This is a genomic window from Streptomonospora sp. PA3, assembly GCF_009728995.1.
In the GTDB taxonomy this organism is placed as follows: domain Bacteria; phylum Actinomycetota; class Actinomycetes; order Streptosporangiales; family Streptosporangiaceae; genus Streptomonospora.
Window position 1 is genome coordinate 129515 of record NZ_VTZW01000007.1, and the last position, 21339, is coordinate 150853.

General features: G+C 74.5%; 21 protein-coding genes and 1 pseudogene. 14 read left to right on the forward strand and 8 right to left on the reverse strand.

Annotation, left to right across the window (positions count from 1 at the left end; translation table 11 throughout):
- Window positions 1-92: 92 nt before the first annotated feature.
- Window positions 93-674 (reverse strand): PadR family transcriptional regulator, encoded by a 582-nt coding sequence (locus tag FZ103_RS05185; RefSeq protein ID WP_155999283.1) that lies wholly within the window; start codon window positions 672-674, stop codon window positions 93-95.
- 109 nt (window positions 675-783) lie between these two features.
- On the opposite strand from FZ103_RS05185, the gene FZ103_RS05190 reads away from it, so the two are divergent.
- The 5 genes from FZ103_RS05190 (at window position 784) to FZ103_RS05210 (ending at window position 6123) form a co-directional block, all read left to right on the forward strand.
- Window positions 784-1914: an aromatic ring-hydroxylating dioxygenase subunit alpha gene (locus FZ103_RS05190; RefSeq protein WP_155999286.1), complete on the forward strand. Its 1131-nt coding sequence runs from the start codon at window positions 784-786 to the stop codon at window positions 1912-1914.
- Between the two features lie 7 nt (window positions 1915-1921).
- Entirely contained in the window at window positions 1922-2926 is a 1005-nt protein-coding gene (locus FZ103_RS25975; RefSeq protein WP_222936510.1) for a PDR/VanB family oxidoreductase, read from the forward strand.
- A gap of 47 nt (window positions 2927-2973) precedes the next feature.
- On the forward strand, window positions 2974-4308 hold the full coding sequence (locus tag FZ103_RS05200; protein ID WP_155999289.1) for an MFS transporter: 1335 nt from the start codon (window positions 2974-2976) through the stop codon (window positions 4306-4308).
- 195 nt (window positions 4309-4503) lie between these two features.
- Window positions 4504-5355, forward strand: coding sequence for a hypothetical protein (locus FZ103_RS05205; RefSeq protein WP_155999292.1), 852 nt, complete (start codon window positions 4504-4506; stop codon window positions 5353-5355).
- 243 nt (window positions 5356-5598) lie between these two features.
- Window positions 5599-6123: a hypothetical protein gene (locus tag FZ103_RS05210; protein WP_186355841.1), complete on the forward strand. Its 525-nt coding sequence runs from the start codon at window positions 5599-5601 to the stop codon at window positions 6121-6123.
- Window positions 6124-6132: 9 nt separating this feature from the next.
- On the opposite strand, the gene soxR is transcribed toward FZ103_RS05210, so the two are convergent.
- A complete protein-coding gene (soxR, locus tag FZ103_RS05215; protein WP_155999295.1) occupies window positions 6133-6660 on the reverse strand; it encodes a redox-sensitive transcriptional activator SoxR in 528 nt (175 codons plus the stop codon).
- Window positions 6661-6802: 142 nt separating this feature from the next.
- On the opposite strand from soxR, the gene FZ103_RS05220 reads away from it, so the two are divergent.
- Together FZ103_RS05220 and FZ103_RS05225 are read left to right on the forward strand one after the other, a co-directional pair.
- Window positions 6803-7252: a helix-turn-helix transcriptional regulator gene (locus FZ103_RS05220; protein ID WP_155999298.1), complete on the forward strand. Its 450-nt coding sequence runs from the start codon at window positions 6803-6805 to the stop codon at window positions 7250-7252.
- A 72-nt stretch (window positions 7253-7324) separates the two neighbouring features.
- On the forward strand, window positions 7325-7786 hold the full coding sequence (locus FZ103_RS05225; RefSeq protein ID WP_155999301.1) for a VOC family protein: 462 nt from the start codon (window positions 7325-7327) through the stop codon (window positions 7784-7786).
- Between the two features lie 104 nt (window positions 7787-7890).
- Here the strand turns inward: FZ103_RS05225 and FZ103_RS05230 are convergent, their stop codons facing one another.
- Window positions 7891-10005: a catalase gene (locus FZ103_RS05230; RefSeq protein ID WP_155999304.1), complete on the reverse strand. Its 2115-nt coding sequence runs from the start codon at window positions 10003-10005 to the stop codon at window positions 7891-7893.
- 297 nt (window positions 10006-10302) lie between these two features.
- Between FZ103_RS05230 and FZ103_RS05235 the strand changes: the two genes are divergently transcribed.
- Window positions 10303-10488: a PspC domain-containing protein gene (locus tag FZ103_RS05235; RefSeq protein WP_155999306.1), complete on the forward strand. Its 186-nt coding sequence runs from the start codon at window positions 10303-10305 to the stop codon at window positions 10486-10488.
- A gap of 28 nt (window positions 10489-10516) precedes the next feature.
- Here the strand turns inward: FZ103_RS05235 and FZ103_RS05240 are convergent, their stop codons facing one another.
- Window positions 10517-11116: a TetR/AcrR family transcriptional regulator gene (locus tag FZ103_RS05240; RefSeq protein ID WP_186355842.1), complete on the reverse strand. Its 600-nt coding sequence runs from the start codon at window positions 11114-11116 to the stop codon at window positions 10517-10519.
- A 101-nt stretch (window positions 11117-11217) separates the two neighbouring features.
- On the opposite strand from FZ103_RS05240, the gene FZ103_RS05245 reads away from it, so the two are divergent.
- On the forward strand, window positions 11218-11850 hold the full coding sequence (locus FZ103_RS05245; protein WP_155999308.1) for an NAD(P)-dependent oxidoreductase: 633 nt from the start codon (window positions 11218-11220) through the stop codon (window positions 11848-11850).
- Between the two features lie 28 nt (window positions 11851-11878).
- On the opposite strand, the gene FZ103_RS05250 is transcribed toward FZ103_RS05245, so the two are convergent.
- Together FZ103_RS05250 and FZ103_RS05255 are read right to left on the reverse strand one after the other, a co-directional pair.
- Window positions 11879-12805, reverse strand: a complete 927-nt coding sequence (locus tag FZ103_RS05250) for an NADP-dependent oxidoreductase (RefSeq protein ID WP_155999310.1) — start codon at window positions 12803-12805, stop codon at window positions 11879-11881.
- A gap of 332 nt (window positions 12806-13137) precedes the next feature.
- Window positions 13138-14256, reverse strand: a pseudogene (locus tag FZ103_RS05255) (adenosine deaminase); the annotation flags it as partial.
- Window positions 14257-14486: 230 nt separating this feature from the next.
- Here FZ103_RS05255 and FZ103_RS05260 point away from each other — a divergent pair.
- Both FZ103_RS05260 and FZ103_RS05265 read left to right on the forward strand, forming a co-directional pair.
- Window positions 14487-15341, forward strand: coding sequence for a glycosyltransferase family 2 protein (locus tag FZ103_RS05260; protein ID WP_186355843.1), 855 nt, complete (start codon window positions 14487-14489; stop codon window positions 15339-15341).
- 246 nt (window positions 15342-15587) lie between these two features.
- On the forward strand, window positions 15588-16112 hold the full coding sequence (locus FZ103_RS05265) for a hypothetical protein (RefSeq protein WP_155999313.1): 525 nt from the start codon (window positions 15588-15590) through the stop codon (window positions 16110-16112).
- Window positions 16113-16242: 130 nt separating this feature from the next.
- On the opposite strand, the gene FZ103_RS05270 is transcribed toward FZ103_RS05265, so the two are convergent.
- Both FZ103_RS05270 and FZ103_RS05275 read right to left on the reverse strand, forming a co-directional pair.
- Window positions 16243-16893: a bifunctional 2-polyprenyl-6-hydroxyphenol methylase/3-demethylubiquinol 3-O-methyltransferase UbiG gene (locus tag FZ103_RS05270; protein ID WP_155999314.1), complete on the reverse strand. Its 651-nt coding sequence runs from the start codon at window positions 16891-16893 to the stop codon at window positions 16243-16245.
- Window positions 16894-16937: 44 nt separating this feature from the next.
- Window positions 16938-17972 carry an NAD(P)/FAD-dependent oxidoreductase gene (locus tag FZ103_RS05275; protein WP_155999315.1) on the reverse strand — a complete coding sequence of 345 codons (1035 nt, stop codon included), beginning with the start codon at window positions 17970-17972 and terminating at the stop codon, window positions 16938-16940.
- An 81-nt stretch (window positions 17973-18053) separates the two neighbouring features.
- On the opposite strand from FZ103_RS05275, the gene FZ103_RS05280 reads away from it, so the two are divergent.
- The 3 genes from FZ103_RS05280 to FZ103_RS05290 all read left to right on the forward strand — a co-directional run bounded on the left by FZ103_RS05280 (window position 18054) and on the right by FZ103_RS05290 (window position 20918).
- Complete coding sequence (locus FZ103_RS05280; RefSeq protein ID WP_155999316.1) at window positions 18054-18659, forward strand: helix-turn-helix domain-containing protein; 606 nt, start codon at window positions 18054-18056, stop codon at window positions 18657-18659.
- 167 nt (window positions 18660-18826) lie between these two features.
- Entirely contained in the window at window positions 18827-19522 is a 696-nt protein-coding gene (locus FZ103_RS05285; protein WP_155999317.1) for a type 1 glutamine amidotransferase domain-containing protein, read from the forward strand.
- An 859-nt stretch (window positions 19523-20381) separates the two neighbouring features.
- Window positions 20382-20918, forward strand: coding sequence for an RICIN domain-containing protein (locus FZ103_RS05290; protein WP_186355844.1), 537 nt, complete (start codon window positions 20382-20384; stop codon window positions 20916-20918).
- The last annotated feature ends 421 nt before the right edge of the window (window positions 20919-21339 follow it).

The window sequence follows — 21339 nt, forward strand, 5'->3', positions numbered from 1 at the left end:
CCGAGATCACCTGGTGAGTGCCGCACCCGCCGAGGGTGCCCGCGTGCGGCCCGGCCGAAGCGGGCGGCGGGATCCGGGAAGGCGCCGCGCGGTCAGGGGCTCAGCTCCTCCAGGAGCGCGAAGCCCTCGGCGATCCAGTCCAGCTCGGTGCGGGCGCGGGCGATGAGGCCGTCGTAGGCGTAGACCTTGAAGCGCACCGCGCGCTCGGCCTCGCGCTCGTCCAGTTTGGCCAGGCGGGCCGCCAGGGTGGGGTGGCTGCGGTCGAGGAGGGTGGCGCGGGTGCCTTCGAGCATGCGCAGCTGCTCGGTCCAGTACTCCTGCTGCCGGCGCAGCTGCTCGCGCACGGCGGCGGGGTCGGCGAAGTCGAAGTAGGCCGCCTTCAGATACACCGGGTCGCGCTGGCGCTGGGGCGCCAGCGGCGACTCCATCCAGGCGCGGAAGTCGGCCAGCCCGGCGTCGGTGACGTGGTACTCCTTCTTGGTCCCCTTCCTGCCCCAGGCGACCTCGACCGAGGCGAGCAGCCCGTCGCGCTCCATCCGGTGCAGTTCGGGGTAGATCTGCGAGTCGGGCGCATGCCAGACGTGGGCCACCGAGCGGCTGAAGCTCTTCGCGATGTCGTAGCCGGTCATCGGTCGGCCGGTGAGCAGCGCGACCAGCGCGTAACGCAGGGACAACGACCCTCCCTCCCTCGGATCGGCCACGCCGTCCGTCCTTGCCAACTAACTATATCCATAGATAGTTTGCGAGTCCTGCGTCACATACCTCTCTCCATAGGGAGTTTCCATGACCCTCACCGCATCGTCCCTGGTGGAGACCGCGCCACCGGCCACCGCGGCCAAGATCTTCAACCACCCCCGCAACGCCTGGTACGTCGCGGCCTGGGACCACGAGGTCACCGGCAAGCAGCCGCTGGCGCGCACCGTCGCCGGCGTTCCGCTGGCGCTGTGGCGCAACCGCCGGGGCCGCGCCGTCGCCCTCGCCGACGCCTGCTGGCACCGGCTCGCCCCGCTGTCGAAGGGCAGGATCCTCGGCGACGAGCTGCAGTGCCCCTACCACGGCCTGCGCTACAACGCGACCGGCCGCTGCACCGGGATGCCCGCCCAGGAGACGATCAACCCCAGCGCGATCGTCCCCTCCTACCCCGTCGTCGAGCGCTACCGCTACGTCTGGGTGTGGGTCGGGGACCCCGACCTGGCCGACCCGGCCGCCGTGCCCGACATGCACCAGATGGACGACCCCGCCTGGGCCGGCGACGGCGAGACCATCCACGCCCACTGCAACTACCAGCTCGTCCTCGACAACCTGATGGACCTCACCCACGAGGAGTTCGTGCACTCCTCGAGCATCGGCCAGGACGAGCTGTCCGAGGCCGAGTTCGACGTGGTCCACCAGGGCGAGACCGTCACGGTCACCCGCTGGATGCGCGACATCGACCCGCCCCCGTTCTGGCTGAAGAACATGCGCGACAGGTTCCCCGGCTTCGAGGGCAGGGTCGACCGGTGGCAGATCATCACCTTCCAGGCCCCCGGCACGATCTGCATCGACGTCGGCGTGGCCAAGGCCGGCACCGGCGCGCCCGAGGGCGACCGCAGCCAGGGCGTCAACGGCTACGTGATGAACACGATCACCCCCGAGACCGAGCGCACCTGCCACTACTTCTGGGCGTTCATGCGCAACTACCGCCTGGACAGCCAGACCATCACCACCCAGCTGCGGCAGGCCGTGCACGGGGTCTTCGCCGAGGACGAGGACATGCTGCGCGCCCAGCAGCGCGCCATCGACGCCAACCCCGACCACGAGTTCTACAGCCTCAACATCGACGCCGGCGGCATGTGGGTGCGCCAGATCCTGGAGCGCATGCTCGCGGCCGAAGGGCGCCCCTCGGCCGCACCGGCTCCGGGACAGGGGGCCTGAGGTGGCGGTGCAGACCCAGACACGCTGGCAGCGGGCCCGGGTGGCCGAGGTCGGCGACGCCGCCCGGGGCATCCGCCGCATCGTCGTCGAACCCGAGCATCCCCAACACGCCGCGCCCGGCACCCACATCGACGTCGAAACCGGGACCGGCACCGGAACCCCGCGCGTGCGGTCCTACTCCGTCGTGCGCTCCGAGGACCGCGGCCGCAGGCTGACCCTGAGCGTACAGCTGTCGCCGGCCTCGCGCGGCGGCTCCGCCGCGATGCACCGGCTGCGGGCCGGCGACGAGCTGGCCGTCACCGGACCCCTGCAGAACTTCCCGCTGGCGGTCGGCGCCGACCGCTACGTCCTGGTCGCCGGCGGCATCGGCGTCACCGCACTGGTGGCGATGGCCGCTGCGCTGCGCCGCCGCGGCGCCGACTACGAACTGGTGCTCGCCGGCCGCAGCCGCGCCGTCATGGCCTACCTCGACGAGCTGGTCGCCGAACACGGCGACCGCGTCCGCGTCCACGTCGACGACGAGGGCACCCCCCTGGCGGTCGACGACCTCGTCGCCGGGATCGCCCGGGCGCCCGCGGCGGCGGCCACCGAGCTGTACATGTGCGGCCCGATCGGGCTCATGGACGCCGTCTCCCGCAGCTGGGCCGCACACGGCCTGCCGGCGACCAACCTGCGCTTCGAGACGTTCGGCTCCAGCGGCCGCCACCCCGCCGAGGAGTTCCGGGTGCACCTGCCCCGGCTCAACCGGGAGATCACCGTCGCGGCCGACACCACGATCCTCGACGCCCTCGAGGCCGCCGGCGTGGACACGCTGTCGGACTGCCGCAAGGGCGAGTGCGGGCTGTGCCTGGCCAAGGTGGTCGACTCGCGGGGCACCATCGACCACCGCGACGTCTTCCTGAGCGAGTCCCAGAAGGAACGCTCCACCAGCCTGTGCCTGTGCGTCTCCCGGGCGGTGGCACCCGCAGGCGACCCGGCCGGCCCCGCCGTCCTCTCCCTCCACCTCACCTGACCCGGCGCCCCCGCGCACCCCCACCCACCCTCACCACCTGGACACCCATGAACATCACCGCACGCATCTCACAGGCGCCCATGAGCGGCTACCAATGGCTGATCATCGGCCTGTGCACCTTCATGAACTGCCTGGACGGCTTCGACGTGATGGCGGTCGCCTTCACCGGGCCCTCGGTCACCGAGGAGTTCGCGCTCACCGGCTCCCAGTTCGGGCTGCTGGTCTCGGTCGGCCTGATCGGGATGGCGATCGGCTCGATGCTGCTCGCTCCCTTCGCCGATCTCATCGGCCGGCGCCCCCTGATCCTGATCAGCCTCGCCCTGGGCACGATCGGCATGTTCGGCGCGGCGATGGCCGCCTCGGTGACGGTGATGGGCGTCTTCCGCCTGGTCACCGGCATCGGCGTCGGGGGCATCCTGGCCAGCACCAACGTCATCGCCAGCGAGTTCTCCAACGCCAAGAACCGCGGACTGGCCATCGGCGTCTACACCGCCGGGTACGGCATCGGCGCCACCGTGGCGAGCATGGTCGCCAAGAGCGCCGTCGGCGGCGACTGGCGGATCGTCTTCTACGCCGGCGGTTTCGGCACCCTGCTCGCCCTGCTCGTCATCGCCGCCGTCCTTCCCGAGTCGGTGGCCTTCCTGGAGCAGAAGCGCTCCGGCGGCGCGCCGGCGCGGATCAACCGGACACTGGCCCGGATGCGGCTGGAGCCCGTCACCGGCGCCGACCTCGACCGGGCGGCCGAGGCCCGGGCCACGACCAGGCGGGCCGCGTCGGGATGGCTCAAAGACCAGCTGCCCCCCACGGTCCTGCTGTGGATCGTCTTCATCACGATCATGTTCGGCTTCTACTTCGTCAACAGCTGGACCCCCACGCTGCTGGTCGAGAAGGGGCTCTCCGAGGGCGCCGCCGTGACCGCCGGCATGGCGATCTCCATCGGCGGCACCGTCGGCTCGGTCCTCTACGGGGCCGCCGCCCGGCTGCGCACGCCGCGGGTGGTGCTGATCGGCTTCTCCCTGCTCTCGGCCGTCATGATGATCGTCTTCATCGTGAGCACCTCCACCCTGTGGCTCGGATTCGGCATCGGCGTCCTCGTCGGCGCCCTGATCAACGGCTGCATCGCCGGCGCCTACACCGTCGGCCCGCCCCTGTACCCGGCCAACATCCGCAGCGTCGGCATGGGGTGGGCCCTGGGGATGGGGCGCATCGGCGCCATCCTGTCGCCGACCATCGCGGGCATGCTCAAGGACGCCGGCGCCTCGGCGACCCAGCTCTACGTCGGCGCCGCCGTGGTGGTCGCCGCCTGCGCCCTGGTCCTGGTGGGCCTGCGCCGCCACGATCCCGATTCCCGCCCGGCGGCCCAGGAGGCGGTGGCCGCCTGAGCCCTGCGTGCTCTCCCCGCGGTGCGGCCCGGCCGGTTCTGCGGCCGGCCCGCACGCGCCGCCGCGGCCGCACGCCGGTGCGGCCCGGCGCGCACCGGTAGCGCCCCTGGGCTGGGCGAACCGGCGCCGGTCGCGAGCCGCAGGGGCCTTTGTAGGCTGGGGACGGCGCAGAACGCCCACGGGCGGGGGCCGAACATGGATTCCGAGATCGAGCAGGTGCCCTGGCCCCGGGAGTGGAAGGAGGGGCCGGCGGCGGGCCACGTCCTCATCGGCGCCTTCCTGCTCCTGCTCGCCGCGGGGGCGCTGCTCGGCGGAATCGGCGCCGCGGCCTCAGGCGGTCGGTCCGGGGCGTTCCTGCTTCCGTTCTCCCTTCTGCTCGCGGTGATCGCCGCGCTGCCCGCCTTCGCCTACCTGCGCCGCCGCGATGTCGACACCTGGCGGCTCAGCCTCGCGCGGGTGGAGCCCATCGGCACCCGCGCCGTGCACGTCGGCTACTCCCGCAGGGCCGCGGGCGGCCACCTCGCGGTCCTGGGGCTCTGCGCCGCCGCGCTGCTGGGCATCGTCGTGCTGCTCCCGCTGGCACCGCCCGGGGACGGGCGGGCCCTCGTGCTGTGGTTCGGGTCGGTTCTGCTGCTCGGTTGGCTGGTGTGGGTGGCGCTGGCCGTGGTGCGCGGCAGGGCCGCCCGCGGGTGGCTGGCGCTGGCCCCCGAGGGGGTCGTGCACCGGGGTTGGGGGACGACGACGATCGCGGCATGGGACGATGTCGCGTCCGTGCGCGCAGACACCGTCAAGCTCAACGCCTTCATCGTGCTCGCCGTGCCCGGCGGACACGCGCGCCGCGTGGTGCACTGCCGCGCGGTTCAGGCGCCCGAGGACCGGCTGCGGCCGCACCTGGCGGTGCGGCCCCGCATGCCGGCGGTCGATCCCGCCGTCCTCTACCACGCGCTGTGCTTCTACCACGCTGTTCCCCAGGCGCGTTCGGAGCTGGGCGACGGACGGGCCATCGAGCGCATGCGCCGGTGCGACTTCGCCCCTGGACCGGCCTAGCGCGGCCGGGCCGGCGTGAGCGCAGGGCAGCGGCGACGATCGGCGAATCCGCCGGGCCGCGGCCACGTCCTGTTCACCAAGCCGGTCACCACAGGGGGTGCGGCAACGGGGCCGAGGGGCGGTGGGAAGCCGCGCCCCCGCCGTTCTCAAGCACGGACTGGCTAGGGTGGGCGCCGGGCAGGTGCCCGCGACCGCCGATCCGGGCCGAGGTTTGGCCCCGCTGTCCGCCGAAAGGGCCCGCACGTGGAGCAGGAGCTGAATCTGGAGACGATCCTGGCCGAGCTGGCGCTGTATGCCCCCGTGGGCGAGAGCCGGCGCGGCCGCATCAGCTCGGCCGCGCTGGAGCCCGGCGGCACCGGGCTGCTCAAGGCCGTGGTCGACTTCGGATCCACCCCCGAGGGCCCCGATACCGGCCCCGATGTGGAGATCGCCAGCCGCCGCAGCGGCGCCGGCGCCGAGGGCGCCCAGCGCGAGCTGCGCGCCTTCTGCGCCGAGCGCGCGCTGATGGAGCGGCGCGCCCGCGACCCCGAGGGCGCCGCCTCCTTCACTCTGGGCGAGGGCGCCTCCTGGTCGGCGGGCGCCCTGGTCCTGGACGGTGCCGAGCGTCCCGCCGCCGTGCTGTCCACCGCCCACGCCTGGGTGGCCGCCGCCGAGGGCCCGGGCGGGGTGATGGTGCGGGTGTTCACCCCGCCGCCGGGCCCCGGCCCGGCGGTGCTGCGCCGCCTGCTGCGCGCCGAGGAGCTTGAGCCGCTGCGCGGGCGCGGCTGAGCCCGCGGGTCATCCGCAGTCGGCCTCCGGCTGGGCCGCGGTGTCGCCCTCGCCCCCGGGCCGGGCCCGCGCGCGGGCGGGCCCGGCGAGCAGCCGGCGCGGGCCCGGGCCCTGATCGGCCAGGCTGTCGTGGGGGTTGGACAGCGTGCAGCGCTCCAGCGACAGGCAGCCGCAGCCGATGCAGTCGGTGAGGTCGTCGCGCAGCCGCTCCAGCTGGTTGATGCGCTCCTGCAGTTCGTCGCGCCAGGTCGCCGACAGGCGGGCCCAGTCCTCGCGGGTGGGGGTGCGGGCCTCGGGAAGGCAGGCCAGGGCGTCGCCGATGGACGACAGCGGGATGCCCACCCGCTGGGCCAGGCGGATGAAGGCGACGCGGCGCAGCGTGTCGCGGCGGTAGCGGCGCTGGTTTCCGGCGGTGCGGCGGCTGGAGATGAGCCCTTTGCGCTCGTAGAAGTGCAGCGCCGAGACGGCCACGCCGCTGCGCTGGGCCAGTTCGCCCACGGTGAGCTCCTTGGCCTTCCATGAGGGCCCGCCGGTCATCGCGGCTCCTTCCCGGTGAACATCAAGCCCGCTTGAGGTCGAGGGTAGCCGCCGGCGCGCCGCTCGCGCGCACCGTCGCACCCCCGCCCGCGGGGCCGGCTCAGGACCCACCGGGCCGGCGGCCCGCGAGTAGCATGGGGGCATGGCCCAGCCTTCGGCCACCGGTGCCGCGGCTCCTCCCGGCGCGCCGGCGCTTGCGACCCTGCTCGCGCTGCGGCGCGCCCGCGATGTGCTCGACCGCGACTACGCCCAGCCGCTGGACGTGGCGGCGCTGGCCGCGGCCGCCGGTTACTCCCCCTACCATTTCGTGCGCATCTTCCGGCTGGCCTACGGTCAGACGCCCGGGGCCTACCTGCGCCGGCGCCGCATCGAACGCGCCCAGCGGCTGCTGGCCCGCCCGGGCGCGCGCGTCACCGAGGTGTGCCACGCGGTGGGGTTCTCCAGCCTGGGCTCCTTCAGCGCCGCGTTCCGCCGGCAGACGGGCGTGTCCCCCTCGCGCTTCCAGGAGTTGCGGCGCCGCAGCGGCCCCCTTCCCGTGCCCGCCTGCTTCCTGCTGATGAGCGCGCCGGGACGCCCGACACCGCAATCGTGAAGAAGCCTTCAACGGTGCCCGCGGGCTAGCGTCGAAGGCACATGTCAGGGCCGACGGCGGAAGGGGCCGGCGATGATCACGAGACTGGGTGTGGCGGGCGTGTATGTGTCCGACTACACCGAGGCCAAGCGGTTCTTCCTGGACAAGCTGGGGTTCGAGGAGCGCTTCGACCTGCGGATGGACAACGGGATGCGGTGGCTGACGGTGGGCCCGCCGGCCGACCCCGGCTTCCAGCTGTCGCTGAGCGTGCCCGGGCCGCCCATGCACGACGAGGAGACGGCCGCGGCCATCCGCGGCCTGATGGCCAAGGGGGCGCTGAGCGCGGGGGCCTGGAACACCGACGACTGCCGGGCCACCTACGAGCTCTACTCCGCGCGGGGCGTGGAGTTCCTGCAGGAGCCCCGCGAGGTGCCCTACGGCATCGAGGCGGTCTTCCGCGACCCCTTCGGCAACTGGTACAGCCTCAACGAGCTCAACCCGCAGGCGCTGGACGCCGAGGCCATGGCCGAGCGGTTCGCGCCCGGGGAGGCCTGAGCGCCCCGCGCCCGCGGCGTGGCGCAGGCGGCGTGCGTGCGGCGCGGCCGGTCCGGCCCCCGAGTCGGACCGGCCGCGGGGCCGCGGGCGGGTGCGCGGCGGCCTCAGGCCGGCACGCGCGCGGCGTCGCGGTCCCAGACCCGGTGGCCGGCCAGTACCCGGGCGAAGGCGTCGTAGAAGCGGGCGGGGTCGCCGCCGCGGTGGGTGATGACGCCCTGGTCGACGACGGCCTCGGAGTCGGCGGGGCCGGCCAGCTGCAGCCGGGGCAGCGGGGCGGCGGTGAGCACGTCCACCCCCTCGTGCAGCGCCGCGACCGGTTTGGCGTGCTTGAAGGCCTCGGCGACGTAGTTGAGGGCCAGCCCGTCCTCGGCGAGGGCGGCCGCGCAGTCGGCTCCGCCGGCCACGACCACGGCGTCGTAGAGCACCGAGGACATGGTGTGCATGGCGCGGTCGACGGCCAGGCTCTGGCCGTCGGTGGCGCTGAGCCTGCCGTCGTGGGAGGCCAGGACCTCCACCAGGGCGCCGCGCTCGGCCATGGCCTCGCGGAAGCGGGTGACCTCGGCGGCGTTGACGCCCTCGGCGGCCAGCACCGCGATCTGGCGCGAGTAGATCGTGTCCGTGGGCGCGTTGGCCTGGCTGAGCGCGGGCGAGGAGCGGCCGTGGTTGGGCACCTCCTCCTGGTCGGGCGGGGTGACGCCGATGCCGTGGGCGACCTCGGCGGCCAGGGTGTGGTCGATGCGGTTGAGCTGGGTGACGACGCGTTCGCGCACCGCCATGGTCTCGCACTTGCCCAGTTCGAACTGGAAGGCCTGGGTGAGGTGGCGCCGCTCGAAGTCGGCGAGGCTGTTGAGGAACAGGGTCGCCTGGCTGTAGTGGTCCTTGAAGCTCTCGCTGCGCTTGCGGATCTTGGCGCCGTCGACGCGCTCGGCGTAGTGGGTGTAGGGCGCTTCGCCCAGGTAGGGGCAGCCGCTGCCCAGTGAGTTGGGGAAGTAGCTGGTGCGCCCGCGGTGGATGCTCTGCTGGTTGTAGCCGTCGCGCTGGTTGTTGCTGACCTCGGCGACGGGCCGGTTGACCGGGAGCTGCTGGAAGTTGGGCCCGCCCAGCCGGATCAGCTGGGTGTCGAGGTAGGAGAAGTTGCGGGCCTGCAGCAGCGGGTCGTTGGTGAAGTCGATGCCGGGCACCACGTTGGCGGTGTGGAAGGCGATCTGCTCGGTTTCGGCGAAGAAGTTGTCGGGGTTGCGGTTGAGCACCATCTTGCCCACCGGGGTGACCGGGACCTCCTCCTCGGGGATGATCTTGGTCGGGTCGAGCAGGTCGAAGTCGAAGTCGAACTCCCGCGACTCCGGGACCAGCTGCACCCCCAGCTCGTATTCGGGGTACTGGCCGCGCTCGATGGCGTCCCACAGGTCGCGCCGGTTGTAGTCGGGGTCCTTGCCGCCGATCTTCTGGGTCTCGTCCCAGGCCAGCGAGTGGGTGCCCAGCAGCGGCTTCCAGTGGAACTTCACGAAGGTGCCCTCGCCGCGCTCGTTGACCAGGCGGAAGGTGTGCACGCCGAAGCCCTGCATCATCCGGTAGCTGCGCGGCAGGGCGCGGTCGCTCATCAGCCACATCATCATGTGCAGCGTCTCGGGCTGCAGGCCGACGAAGTCCCACAGGGTGTCGTGGGCCGACTGGGCCTGGGGGATCTCGTTGTCGGGCTCGGGTTTGACCGCGTGGACGAAGTCGGGGAACTTGATGCCGTCCTGGATGAAGAAGACCGGCATGTTGTTGCCGACCAGGTCGTAGTTGCCCTCGCGGGTGTAGAACTTGGTGGCGAATCCGCGCACGTCGCGCACGGTGTCGGCCGAGCCGCGGGAGCCGGCCACGGTGGAGAAGCGCACGAACACCGGGGTGCGCAGGCCCGGGTCGGTCAGGAAGTCGGCGCGGGTGTAGCGCGCCAGGGACTCATAGACCTGGAAGTAGCCGTAGGCGCCGGCGCCGCGGGCGTGGACGACGCGTTCGGGGATGCGCTCGTGGTCGAAGTGGGTGATCTTCTCACGGAAGTGGAAGTCCTCCATGAGGGTGGGGCCGCGCTCACCGGCGCTGAGGGCGTTGTCGGTGTCGTCCACGCGCACGCCGGTGTTGGTGGTCAGCGCCTGGTCGGAGTCGTCGCGGACCCCTTCGAGCCGGCGGTCCTTCTCGTCGCCGGTCGGGGCCCGGTCGCGGGAGTTTTCGGACATGGCGGTGCCTCTTCTGCTGCTCGCGTCGTCTCGGGCGGATGCGCGCGCCCGACGGAACCGTCCCGCACGCCCGCTGACCGAGGATCGCGGGCTGAAACTTCGCCCCGGCGCGGCCCCGCGGGGGTGGTCCGCCCTGGTCAGCGGCGGTTTGGGGGCGCATCCGGCACCGGCGGGGTGGCCGTGCCGGATCGGGGTAGCGGGTGGGTAGGGCGGTGGCGGAGGGGCCGCGGCGCGCGCCGGCGCGCGGGGCCGCCTCGGCTGCACCGCGCACATCGAGGGAAGGGAGCAGAGAGCGCTATGGCTTCGACGGGTCTCGTGCGTACCCGCGACAACAAGGTCATCGCCGGAGTGTGCGGCGGTCTGGCGCGCCGCTTCGGGTTGTCGCCGTTTCTGGTGCGGGTGCTGTTCGTCCTCTCCTGCCTGATCCCCGGGCCGCAGGTGCTGATCTACATCGCGCTGTGGATCGTGATGCCCCAGGGGTGAGGGCGAGCCGGTGCGGCGCCGCGCCGCGCTAGTGCGGCGCGGCGCCGGCGAGCAGGGCGGCCACCAGGTCGCGGGCCAGGCGCCGGCGGGGTTCGCGGGCGCGGTCGCGCGGGCCGGGGAAGTGGCTGAGGAAGGCGTGCTGGAAGCAGGCGCCCAGGAGCAGGTCGGCCAGGCTGGCGGGGTCGGCGCCGGGGGCGAGCCGGCCGGCCCGGCGTTCGGCCTCCAGGTAGGCGGCCAGGGCGTGGCTGATGGCGCCGGGGCCGGCGCCGCGTTCGCGCAGGGCGGCGCGGTGGGCCTCCAGCAGGTCGGGTTCGGAGAAGATCGAGGCCGACATGGGGAAGGCCTCGGTGTAGAAGGCGATGGCCGCGCTGGCGACCTCTTCCAGGGTGGCGGCCAGGTCGCCGCTGCCGGCGCGCTGGGGCAGGCCAGCCATGAGCGCGGGCAGGGCGCTGGGGGCGCGTTCGCTGAGCACGGCGACGAACAGGTCGGTCTTGTCGCGGAAGTGCTTGTAGAGGGTGGCTTCGGAGTAGCCGGCGGCGCGGGCGATCTCCTTGGTGGTGGCGCGCGCCAGTCCGCGCTCGGCCATGACCTGGTGGGCGGCGTCGAGGATGCGGTCGCGTGTGGACACGGTGCCTCCCGGGCGGGGGTCGGGGAACAATATTGACAGGTGAGTGGGCACTTACCCATAATGGTGGTGAGTAAGCACTCACCAACCTTCGGGAGTCGGCGATGAACCTCACCCTCATGGGCGCCACCGGCGGAGTGGGCCGGGCCTTCGCCCGCCAGGCCTGCGAAGCCGGGCACAGCGTGACGGCCCTGGTGCGCGACCCCGCGCGCCTGGACTACTCCCACCCGCGCCTGAGCGTCACCCGGGCCGACGTCGCCGATGCCGACGCCCTCGAAGGGCTCGTCGCCGGCCGCGACGCCGTCGTCTCGGCACTGGGCCACCGCGGAAAGGGCCCGGCCACCGTGTGCCGGCGCTCGGCGGCGGCCGCCGCCGAGGCCATGGGCCGCACCGGCGTGCGGCGCCTGGTCGTGGTCAGCGCCGCCGGGCTGGTCACCGACGAGGGCGACGGCCCGCTGACCCGCCTGGTGGTCAAGCCCCTGCTCCAGCGCATCCTGCGCGACCACTTCGCCGACCTGGCCGCCATGGAGGAGACCGTGCGCGCGAGCGGCCTGGACTACACGATCGTGCGCCCGCCCCGGCTGGTGGACCGGCCCCGCACCGGCCGCTACCGCACCGCGGTGGAGATCAGCGTGCGCGGCGGGCGCAACCTGAGCCGCGCCGACACCGCCGACTGCATGCTGGCCTGCCTGGAGAAGGGCGAGCCCGTGCGCGCCGCGATCCACCCCGCCTACTGAGCCCCGCGGCCGGGGCGGCCCGCGCCCTTCAGGACCCGTCGACGGTGAGGACGATCTTGCCGCGCAGGTGGCCCTCCTGGCTGAGCTCGTGGGCACGGGCGGTCTGCTCCAGGGGGAAGGCGCGCTCGATGGGCAGGCGCAGACGGCCCTGGCGCATCAGGGGCAGCACCTCGGCGAAGACCTCCTCCAAGGCGGCGCGGTCGGCGGCGCCGCCGGAGAAGTACACGCCGTGCTCGGCTGCGTCGGGGTCGGCGATGGTGACCACCCGCTGGGCCGATCCGGCCAGCTCCACCGAGATCCCCAGCACGCCGCGGCCCGAGGCGTCCAGGACGGCGTCGACCCCATCGGGGGCGGCCGCGCGCAGCCGCTCCCGCAGTCCCTCGCCGTAGGCGACCGGCTCCACGCCCAGTTCACGCAGGAAGCCGTGGTTGGCCGGGCCGGCGGTGCCGATCACCGCGGCGCCGCGCCCGCGCGCCAGCTGCGCGGCGACAAGGCCCACGCCGCCGGCCGCGGCATGGACGAGCAGCCGGTCGCCCGCACCCACGCCCAGGACGCCCAGCGTGCGGTAGGCGGTCTCGGCGGCCACCGGCAGCGCGGCGGCCTGCTCGAACCCCAGCCAGTCGGGCTTTTCCAGCAGCTGGTCGGCATCGGCCAGGGCGCGCGTGGCCGCGGCCCCGCCCTCGGCCCGGCCGAAGACGTGCTGCCCCGGGCTCCACCGGGTGGTGCCCGGTCCCAGCGCCTCCACGGTGCCCGCCAGGTCCAGGCCGGTTCCGGCGGGCTCGGTCAGGGGTTCGGAGGCGAATGCGCCGCTGCGGATCTTCCAGTCGACGGGGTTGACGCCGACGGCCCGCACGGCCACCCGCACCTGGCCGGGCCCGGGCTCGGGGTCGGCGACCTCCTGCAGGGCCAGTACCTCGGGGCCGCCGTAGCGGGCGTAGCGGATGGCCTGGGCCATGGGGATCCTCCTGATCGTCGCGGGTGCGGGCGGGTGTGCCTCTGCCACTGTGGAACCTCTACCGCACTGGAGGTCAAGGCGCCGTGGCGCGGATCACCAATCCCACGCGCGCCGCGTGCGGGCACCATTGTGCGGCCGGGCGGGCGGCGCGGTACCGGTCGGATCGGCGCGCATGGCGGCGGCGGGTCGCCGAGGCCGGCGCGCCCGGCCGCCACCTGCGGCCCCTCGGGGAGAGCACCGGGGCCGACGCCTCCACCAGCCGACGATGGCCTTAACCTCTGAGCCGCCCCGCCGGCGCTCCTAGGGCTCGGGGCGGCCAGCCACGCGTCGATGCCGGCGGCGATGCGCCGCTTGAGGTCGGGAGGCGCGAACGAGGCGGCCACACCCGCGCGGGCGAAGTCGGCCATCTCCGCGTCGCTGCAGCCGAAGGCGGCGCGCACGCGCGCGTACTCCCGGGTCAGCGAGGTGCCAGCGACGTCGGGAACGCCGGTGTTGAGGGTGACCTCCAGCCCGGCCTCGCGCAGCCGCGGCAGGGGGTGCCGGGCCAGTGAGGCGGCGAAGCCCAGCGCCACGTTGGAGGAGGGGCACACCTCCAGCGCGACGCCCGCCTCGCGCACCCGCGCGCACACACCGGCGTCGGCGGCCGCACCGATGCCGTGGCCGATGCGCTCGGCGCCCGGCTCCAGCGCCTCGGCCACCGGTGCCGCCCCGCCGGCCTCTCCGGCGTGGTGGACGATGTGCACGCCCGCCTCCTCCGCCTCGGCCAGCACCGCCGCGAAGGGCGCCAGCGGGTAGGACTCCTCGCCGGCCATCCCGATCGCGGCCACCTGCTCGGGGTGCTCCAGCGCCAGCCGGAGATCGCGTCGGGCGCGGTGGGGCGGGCGCCGGCGGGAGTGATCCAGGATGAGCCGGGTGTGCGGCCCGTGGGCGGCCCGGCCCTCGGCCAGCCCCTGCAGCACCGCCTCCAGCGGCATACGCCCCTCGCCCAGGCGCTCGCCGTGGGAGGCGGCGCTGAAGGCGGCCTCGGCGTAGCCGGTGTTCTGGGCCGCCTCGTCGGCGACGAACTCCCGGGCGATGCGGGCGAGGTCCTCGGGGCGGCGCAGGCAGGCCCGCACCCGCGCGCCGTAGTCGGCGAAGGCGCGGAACCCGCAGAAGCGCTGCGGCGGCGGGCCGGGCGGCGGCAGCCCCTTCTCCGCGGCGATCTCGCGCAGGGTGGCCTCCCGGACGGTGCTTTCCAGGTGGACGTGCAGGTGGGCCTTCGGCAGCAGGCCGAGATCGCGCATGGGCCGCAGACCAGGAACCCGCGCCTGCGCGGCGCGAGGGGTTTTCGCGCCCGGCGCGGGTGTGTGCCGGCGTTGTCCGGGTGTTCGCCGGCGGGGACCTTCCGGGTCGGCGGGGCGGCGCGCTACAGTTCCCGCGCCCGTGCGCCGACCCTGCCCCGGCGGGCGCATCGCGGGTCCGCGGCGGCGCGTCCGCGCGCAGCGGATCGCCCGAGGCCACCGTGCGTGGCATGCTTGCTGCGCGTCGTAGTGCCGAGTTCGGCCGAAAGGAATTCACCCGGGCGACACCGCCGGTTGGATCCCGGCCCGGTACACCGGCCAGGGCGCACCGCCGGCGATCCGGCCGGCACCGTGCCGCGCCCGCGCATCCGCCCGTTCCCCGACAACGACAAGGCAGCCCCGTGAGGATTTCGGTGATCGTCCCGGCCTACAACGAGGAAGCGGTGATCGGCCGCTGCCTGGAGGCCCTTGTGAACCAGCGCGTGCCCGCCGAGGAGATCATCGTCGTCGACAACAACTCCGCCGACGGCACCGCCGAGGTCGCCGCGGCCTTCGCCGAATACGGGGTGCGGGTGGTGCGCGAGGCGCGCCAGGGCGCGGTGCACGCCCGCAACCGCGGGTTCGACGAGGCGTGCGGCGACGTGCTCGGGCGCATCGACGCCGACACCATGGTGGGGCCGGAGTGGGTGGGCCGGCTGGCCGCCTCCTTCGACCCCGACCCCGCCACCGGCGCCCGCCCCGACGCGGTCACCGGGCCGTCGTGGTTCTACGACATCCCGCTGCGCCGCACCGGGCTGGCGGCCCACCGCTTCTTCTGCCACCGCCTCAACCGGATGCTGTCGGGCCATGCGATGCTGTGGGGCTCCAACATGGCGCTGAGCGCCGAGTGCTGGCGCCGCGTGCGCGAGCACACCTGCGCCGTGCCGGGGATGTGGGAGGACCTGGATCTGGCGGTGCACCTGAGCCGGCAGGGGATGCGGGTGCGCTACGTCGACCGGCTGCGGGTGCCGGTGTCGGCGCGGCGCATCGGCGCCTCGGTGCGCGATCTGTACTCCTACCTGCGGGCCTGGCCCTTCACCTACCGGCTGCACGGCCAGCGCCGCGCGGCCTGGGGCGCGGCGGTGTGCCTGCTGATCGGGCTGGTGCTGCTGCGGCCGTGCTCGCTGCTGGTGCGCGCCCACACCCCCTACGACGGGACCCTGGCGCTGCGCCGGCTGTTCCGCCGCTCCTCGGCGGTCAGCCGCCCGCTGCCCTGAGGCGCCGCCGCGCGGGCTCGGAGGCACCGGGCGCCGGCGGGGCGGGGAGCGGGCGCAGCCCCCGCGGTTAGCGCCCGGGGGTGAGCCGCCGCCGGGGATCTCCCCCGCGCGGGGGAGGCCCGGCGCGGCGGGCGGGGATTGACTGCCCGCATGGCTGCTTACTCATCCGACACCGCGTCCCCGACCGGCCCGCATCACCGCCGTCTCCCCGCCCCGCCCGCCCGAGCCGGCGCCGGCGTGCGGGCGGTGGCGGCAATGACGGTGCTGTGCTGCGTGGGCTTCGCCGCGGTCAACGTCGTCTTCGCGATCGGCGACCGCTTCGCCGAGGGCGCCTACCCCGAGTACGCCGCCGGGCTGGAGGTGATGAACTGGCTGGTGGTGGTCCTGAAACTGCTGGGCGCGGCGCTGGTGGTGCTGTCGGTGGCCCGCCCGCTGCGGTTCCCCGCGCCGGGCGCGGTGGCCGTGGCGCTGTGGGCGGCCTTCTCCACCGTGGCCGTCTACGCCGCCGGCAACGTGGCCCACGTCGCCGCGATGGCGACCGGCCTGGCGGGTGAGGCCGCCGACATCGACGCCGCCGGCATCGCCTACGTCGCGTTCTTCCTGCTGATGTCGGCGGGCCTGGGCACACTGGCGCTGTCCCACACCCGCCGCCACCGCATCCGGCCCCGCACCGCCGTCCTCGGCGCCCTGGGCGCCCCCTTCATCCTGTCCGGCATCCTGGCGGCCGCCCCGGCCCTGCTCACCGCCTTGGGCATCATGCCGCCCGTCTGACCACGCCCTGCAGGCACCGGCCGCGCGCCTCACCCGCCGATCCAGCGCGGAGTCCGGCGGTCCCGACGAGGGGCGCATCCCGCTCGGCCGGCCGTGCCGGGAAGGGCGCACCGCGCTCGTTCCCGGCCCCTCACCCCCTCCTGCGGGCGCGCAGGACCGTGTCGGTGAGGGGGATCCCGCCGCCGTGGCCGGTGGCGGCCTGGCGGGTGGCCTTCTCGGCGGTCAGCACCTCCCAGTGCTCCGGGTCCAGGGCCGAGGCGGCCTCCTGCGGGGTGAGGTGGGCGCCCGGGGTGTCGGCGTGGTGGGCGTCGTCGGGATGGTGGCCGACGACGAGGAGCGTGCCGCCCGGGGCCACCGCGGCGGCGAGGGTCTCCACCAGTGTCGAGGGCGGCGCGGCGGTGTGCACGTAGTGGCTGCACACCAACTCGAAGGCCGCGGCCTCGGGCGGTCGGGCGGTGAGGTCGGCCTGTGCCCACTCGATGCGCTCGGCGGCCTCGGGCCGGGCCGCGCGGACGCGTTCGCGGGCCCTCTCCAGCGCGGCCGCGGAGATGTCCACCGCCCTGACCCGCCACCCGTTGGCGGCCAGCCAGGCGGCCTCGGCCCCGTGGCCGCAGCCCGCGTCCAGCGCCCGGCCCGGTGCCAGGCCCTGGGCCGCGGCGAGAAGGTGCGGGTTGGGCGGCAGGCCGGCGCCCCCGTGGCCGTGCTCGCGGTCGGCGCCGCGGTAGTGCTCCTCCCAGTAGGCGCGGTCGAACTCCTGCGGCGCCCCGGAATGTGCGGACATCGGTTCTCCTCTTCTCGGTTGCGGGCGGGGATCGGGGTTTCGGTTCACACGCGCTCGGGACGACCGGGCTCGGGTACGGCGCCCGCCTCGTCGGAGTCCTCGTCGGACACCTGCCCACCGGGCCGGGCCTGGGCGCGGGCCTCCACGGCCGCCCGGGCCTCCTCGGCGACCAGGTCGGCGTTGATCTGGGCGCCGGCCAGGGCTCCCGCCGCCGCCGATGCTCCGACCTGGGCCGCGGGGTCGGTGATGTTGCCCGCTACCCACACACCGGGCACCGCGGTGCGGCCGGCGGCATCGGCGGCGATGTGCTCGCCCATGCCCTGCGGGTGCTGGTCCGGGTACAGGCCCAGGCCGGCCAGGAACCCCGCGCGCGGCCGGCCCCGGGGTCCCACCGCCAGCGCCTCGCGGGCGATGAGCCTGCCGTCGGCCAGCCGCACCCCGGCCAGCCGGTCCTCGGCGATCTCCAGGGCGGCCACCTCCCCCTCGACGACGCGGATGCCGCGGGCGGCCAGCTGCTCGGCCTCCTCGCCGGCGGGCGCGGCCGTGGTGTGGCTGAACAGCACCACGTTGGCGCTGAGCTGGCGGAACAGCAGCGCCTGGTGCACCGCCATCGGGCCGCCGGCCAGCACCCCGATGGCGCGGTCGCGGACCTCCCAGCCGTGGCAGTAGGGGCAGTGCACCACGTCGCGGCCCCAGCGGCCGCGCAGTCCGGGGATGTCGGGCAGCTCGTCGACCATGCCGGTGGCGACCAGCAGGCGCCGGGCGCCCACCGTGCGGCCGTCCTCCAGGGTGAGGACGAATCCGCCTGCGCGGCCCGCCGCGCTCGCCACGGCGCCGGCCGCCACGTGGCCGCCGTAGCCGCGCACTTCGGCGCGGCCGCGCTCCAGCAGCTCGCCCGGCGCCATGCCCTCGCGGCCGATCAGCCCGTGCACGCCCTCGGCCGCTTCGTTGCGCGGCGACCCGGCGTCGATCACGGCCACCGAGCGGCGCGAGCGCGCCAGCATCAGGGCCCCGTTCAATCCGGCGGCGCCGCCTCCGACGACCACCGCGTCGTAGCTGTCGTTCAGTTGATCGCTCATGTCGATCACCTCCTGCGACGAGCATGCGCGCCCACCCGCCGATACGGCAAACACCTTTGCCGATGTGGCAAACTGGAGGGTATGAGCGAGGACGTCGACGACACCCTGGACGCGGTCGGCCCGCGCCTGCGCGCACTGCGCCGCCGGCGCGAGACCACCCTGACCGAGCTGTCGGCGGCCACCGGCATCTCGGTGAGCACCCTGTCGCGACTGGAGTCGGGAGCCCGGCGGCCCACCCTGGAGCTGCTGCTGCCGCTGGCCAAGGCGCACGGGGTCACCCTCGACGAACTGGTCGACGCCCCGCCCACCGGCGACCCGCGCATCCACCTGCGCCCCGTCACCCGCCACGGCATGACGATGCTGCCCCTGACCCGCCGCGCCGGCGGCATCCAGGCCTACAAGCTGATCCTCCCGGGCAGTCCCGAGCCCCGCACGCCCGATCCCCAGACGCACGAGGGCTATGAGTGGATGTATGTACTCAACGGCCGGCTGCGGGTCGTTTTGGGCGAGCACGACCTGATCATGGAGCCCGGCGAGGCCGCCGAGTTCGACACCCGCGTGCCGCACTGGTTCGGCGCCGCCGGCGCCGAGCCGGCGGAGATCCTCAGCCTGTTCGGCCGCCAGGGCGAGCGCGCCCACCTGCGCGCCCGCCCGCGAAGCGGCGGCGGGGCCGGTGAGCCCGACTGAGGCCGGGCTCACGCCGGCGGGGCGCGGGTGGCGATTGGCCCGCTGCGGCCGGGACGCCTACCGTCGGTAACGGCAGGCAGCGGCGGTCCGCCGGCGCGGCGGCACCGCAGCGCAGGCCGAGTGGCCGCCGGGCACGCCGCCCGGCGCACCAACCAGGGGGAGAAGCAATGGCACGCATCCTGTTCGTCATCACCAGCGCCGACCACTGGACACTGTCCGACGGCACCAAGCACCCCACCGGGTACTGGGCCGAGGAGGTCGCCGCGCCCTACCGCGTCTTCACCGAGGCCGGCCACGAGGTGGCGGTGGCCACCCCGGGCGGGGTGCAGCCGGTGGCCGACAGCGCCAGCCTGGCGGCCGAGGCCAACGGCGGCGAGGAGGGCGCCGCGGCCGTGCGGCGCACCCTGGAGGGCTTCACCGCGCTGCAGAGCCCGTTGCGCCTGGAGGACACCGAGGCGGGCGAGTTCGACGCGGTGTTCTATCCCGGCGGGCACGGCCCGATGGAGGACCTTTCGGCCGACGCCGCCTCGGCCCGGGTGCTCACCGACGCGCTCGCGGCGCGCACCCCGCTGGGCGTGGTCTGCCACGGTCCGGCCGCGCTGCTGGCCACCGCCCGGCCCGGCAGCGAGTCGCCCTTCGCGGGCTACCGGCTGACCGGCTTCACCAACGCCGAGGAGCGCCAGGCCGGCCTGGCCGACAAGGCCCCCTGGCTGCTGCAGGACCGCCTGGAGGCCCTGGGCGCCGACTTCGCCGAGGGCGAGCCGTGGGCCCCCAACGTGGTGGTCGACGGCACCCTCTACACCGGCCAGAACCCGGCCTCCTCGGCCCCGCTGGCCCGCGAGATGCTCACCGCCCTGAGCTGACCAGGAGGCGCCCTCCGGGGCGGGGCGGATCCCGTCCGCCCCGCCCCCCCGTTCCGCTTATGGCCGCCGCCCGGCGCCGGCCGCCGCGCGCTCAGCGCATGGGCCGGCGCGGCGGCGGTCCCGCTCCGGCCGCGCCCCGAACCGCGGCCCTGGGCGCGCCGCACCCCGCCGTTGTCTGCGCACCCGTCGGCCGCCCAGCCGGCGCGGTGGCGCCGCGGAGTCGTGAGCCTCACCCACCTGCGCCCGCATCGGCGGTGTCGCCGAGAACGGCGGGGAGCCCGCGTCGGCCGCCGCCGTCCCGGCGAGTGGGGTCGGGCAGGCGGCCAGGGCGCCCGATTTTCCAGGTGCGATGGGATTGTGCTGACAAACACATGACCCGCCCCGGTTTCTGATATCTGCCTGGAACGTCCTCATCTGTGCCCTTCGCCATTCCCTGCTTGCAGCGATGCATTCCCGCACCGCTCCGGTTCGGCGGAAATCCCCGAATAACGGGATCCCGGATCCGGGTGGCCGATTATGGGGCCGACCGCGCTTTTTCGGGCTGCCGGCATGCACCCGGTCCGGGCCCTCGCCCGGTCGGCGTGATCGCCCGGATGGAGGGTGATCGGCGCGTTTTGCGGCGTCGCGGGCTGCGGTGTGCGGATGGTTCGGTCGGCGGAAAAGGCGCGGCCGGCTCGCCGGAAAATCCCGTGCGAGGCGTTTCGGTCCGGCGTTGAAAAAGTCCCGGGCACTTTTCTCTGGAACACCGCGCTAAACGGCGCTCCAGCCGTGCCACCATTTCTCCCGGCGGTCGCCTCCGGCCCTCGCGCCGGAAGTTCCAGAGGCGGCCGACGCCTTTCTCGACGAAAAAGGGAGTCTGATGGCGAAGCGCAACCTGGCCACCACTGCCGCGATGATTCTTGCGGCCGCAGCGGTGATCACGGCTCCAGCCCCGGCCTCGGCCGCCCCCCCCCAGATCGAACAGGAGGCCGACTACCGCATCGTCTTTACGAAGACCGACGCGATGATGGTCCCGCTCAACGGCGCCACCCAGCGCATCGACGTCCGGGTCTGGCCCTACGACCACCCGGGCATGGACTGGGCCCTCACCCACACCGGCAGCAGCAACGGGCTGCCGGCCTATGAGATCCGCAACCTCCGCAGCGACCTGTGCCTGCAGCCCAAGGACGGAGCCACGCAGGCCGGCCGGCGTGTCGAGCAGACCGCCTGCAACGGCCGCCTGGTGCAGCAGTGGAACCTGCCCTACGTCGGAGACGACGCCCGCCACATCGTGCCGGCCAAGAACTGGAACCTCGGCGTCACGCTGGAGAACCCCGCCTGGAACGGCTCCTTCCTCAAACTGGACTACCGCAACAGGGCCGACCCCGATTTCCGGTGGCACTTCTCCCCGCGCTAGCCCGCACCCCTCGGCCGCACCGGTAGGCCCGGCCGCGCCGGGCACGGCGGCTGACCGCACGGAGACCCCCCGACCGTCGGCGGACCGTGCAGTGCCCCGGCTCCCGGCCCCCGGTGCGCGCGGGGACGGCCGCGGCCCCGTGCCGCCACCCCGCCGATGGCCGCCCGCCCGGACCCGATCCGGGCGGGCGGCACCCGTACTCGGGGCCCATCCGGCCGGCGCGGCGCGCGCGGCTGTGAACTCTCCCACGCCCGACACCGTGGCGCCCGCCGGTTTTTGGACGGTTCCCACAATTGCGGCCCCCCAGGCTCCGTTGGCTGCGACATGGCACTACCCGCCGGTACACGGCAGGGTGGGAGGCTGGCAGGCGATGTGCCGCCGCTTCCTGCGCTTCCTGCGTGGTCCGTCCCATCGGTCGTTG

Coding starts and splice junctions, on each gene's coding strand:
- FZ103_RS05250 (WP_155999310.1), bottom strand. CDS start 12,805: ATGGCCCAGGCCATCCGCTACGCCCGCTACGGCGGCCCCGAGGTACTG.
- FZ103_RS05225 (WP_155999301.1), top strand. CDS start 7,325: ATGATCACGAGACTGGGTGTGGCGGGCGTGTATGTGTCCGACTACACC.
- soxR (WP_155999295.1), bottom strand. CDS start 6,660: ATGACCGGCGGGCCCTCATGGAAGGCCAAGGAGCTCACCGTGGGCGAA.
- FZ103_RS05245 (WP_155999308.1), top strand. CDS start 11,218: ATGAACCTCACCCTCATGGGCGCCACCGGCGGAGTGGGCCGGGCCTTC.
- FZ103_RS05285 (WP_155999317.1), top strand. CDS start 18,827: ATGGCACGCATCCTGTTCGTCATCACCAGCGCCGACCACTGGACACTG.
- FZ103_RS05200 (WP_155999289.1), top strand. CDS start 2,974: ATGAACATCACCGCACGCATCTCACAGGCGCCCATGAGCGGCTACCAA.
- FZ103_RS05270 (WP_155999314.1), bottom strand. CDS start 16,893: ATGTCCGCACATTCCGGGGCGCCGCAGGAGTTCGACCGCGCCTACTGG.
- FZ103_RS05235 (WP_155999306.1), top strand. CDS start 10,303: ATGGCTTCGACGGGTCTCGTGCGTACCCGCGACAACAAGGTCATCGCC.
- FZ103_RS05190 (WP_155999286.1), top strand. CDS start 784: ATGACCCTCACCGCATCGTCCCTGGTGGAGACCGCGCCACCGGCCACC.
- FZ103_RS05230 (WP_155999304.1), bottom strand. CDS start 10,005: ATGTCCGAAAACTCCCGCGACCGGGCCCCGACCGGCGACGAGAAGGAC.
- FZ103_RS05205 (WP_155999292.1), top strand. CDS start 4,504: ATGGATTCCGAGATCGAGCAGGTGCCCTGGCCCCGGGAGTGGAAGGAG.
- FZ103_RS05290 (WP_186355844.1), top strand. CDS start 20,382: ATGGCGAAGCGCAACCTGGCCACCACTGCCGCGATGATTCTTGCGGCC.
- FZ103_RS05220 (WP_155999298.1), top strand. CDS start 6,803: ATGGCCCAGCCTTCGGCCACCGGTGCCGCGGCTCCTCCCGGCGCGCCG.
- FZ103_RS05275 (WP_155999315.1), bottom strand. CDS start 17,972: ATGAGCGATCAACTGAACGACAGCTACGACGCGGTGGTCGTCGGAGGC.
- FZ103_RS05280 (WP_155999316.1), top strand. CDS start 18,054: ATGAGCGAGGACGTCGACGACACCCTGGACGCGGTCGGCCCGCGCCTG.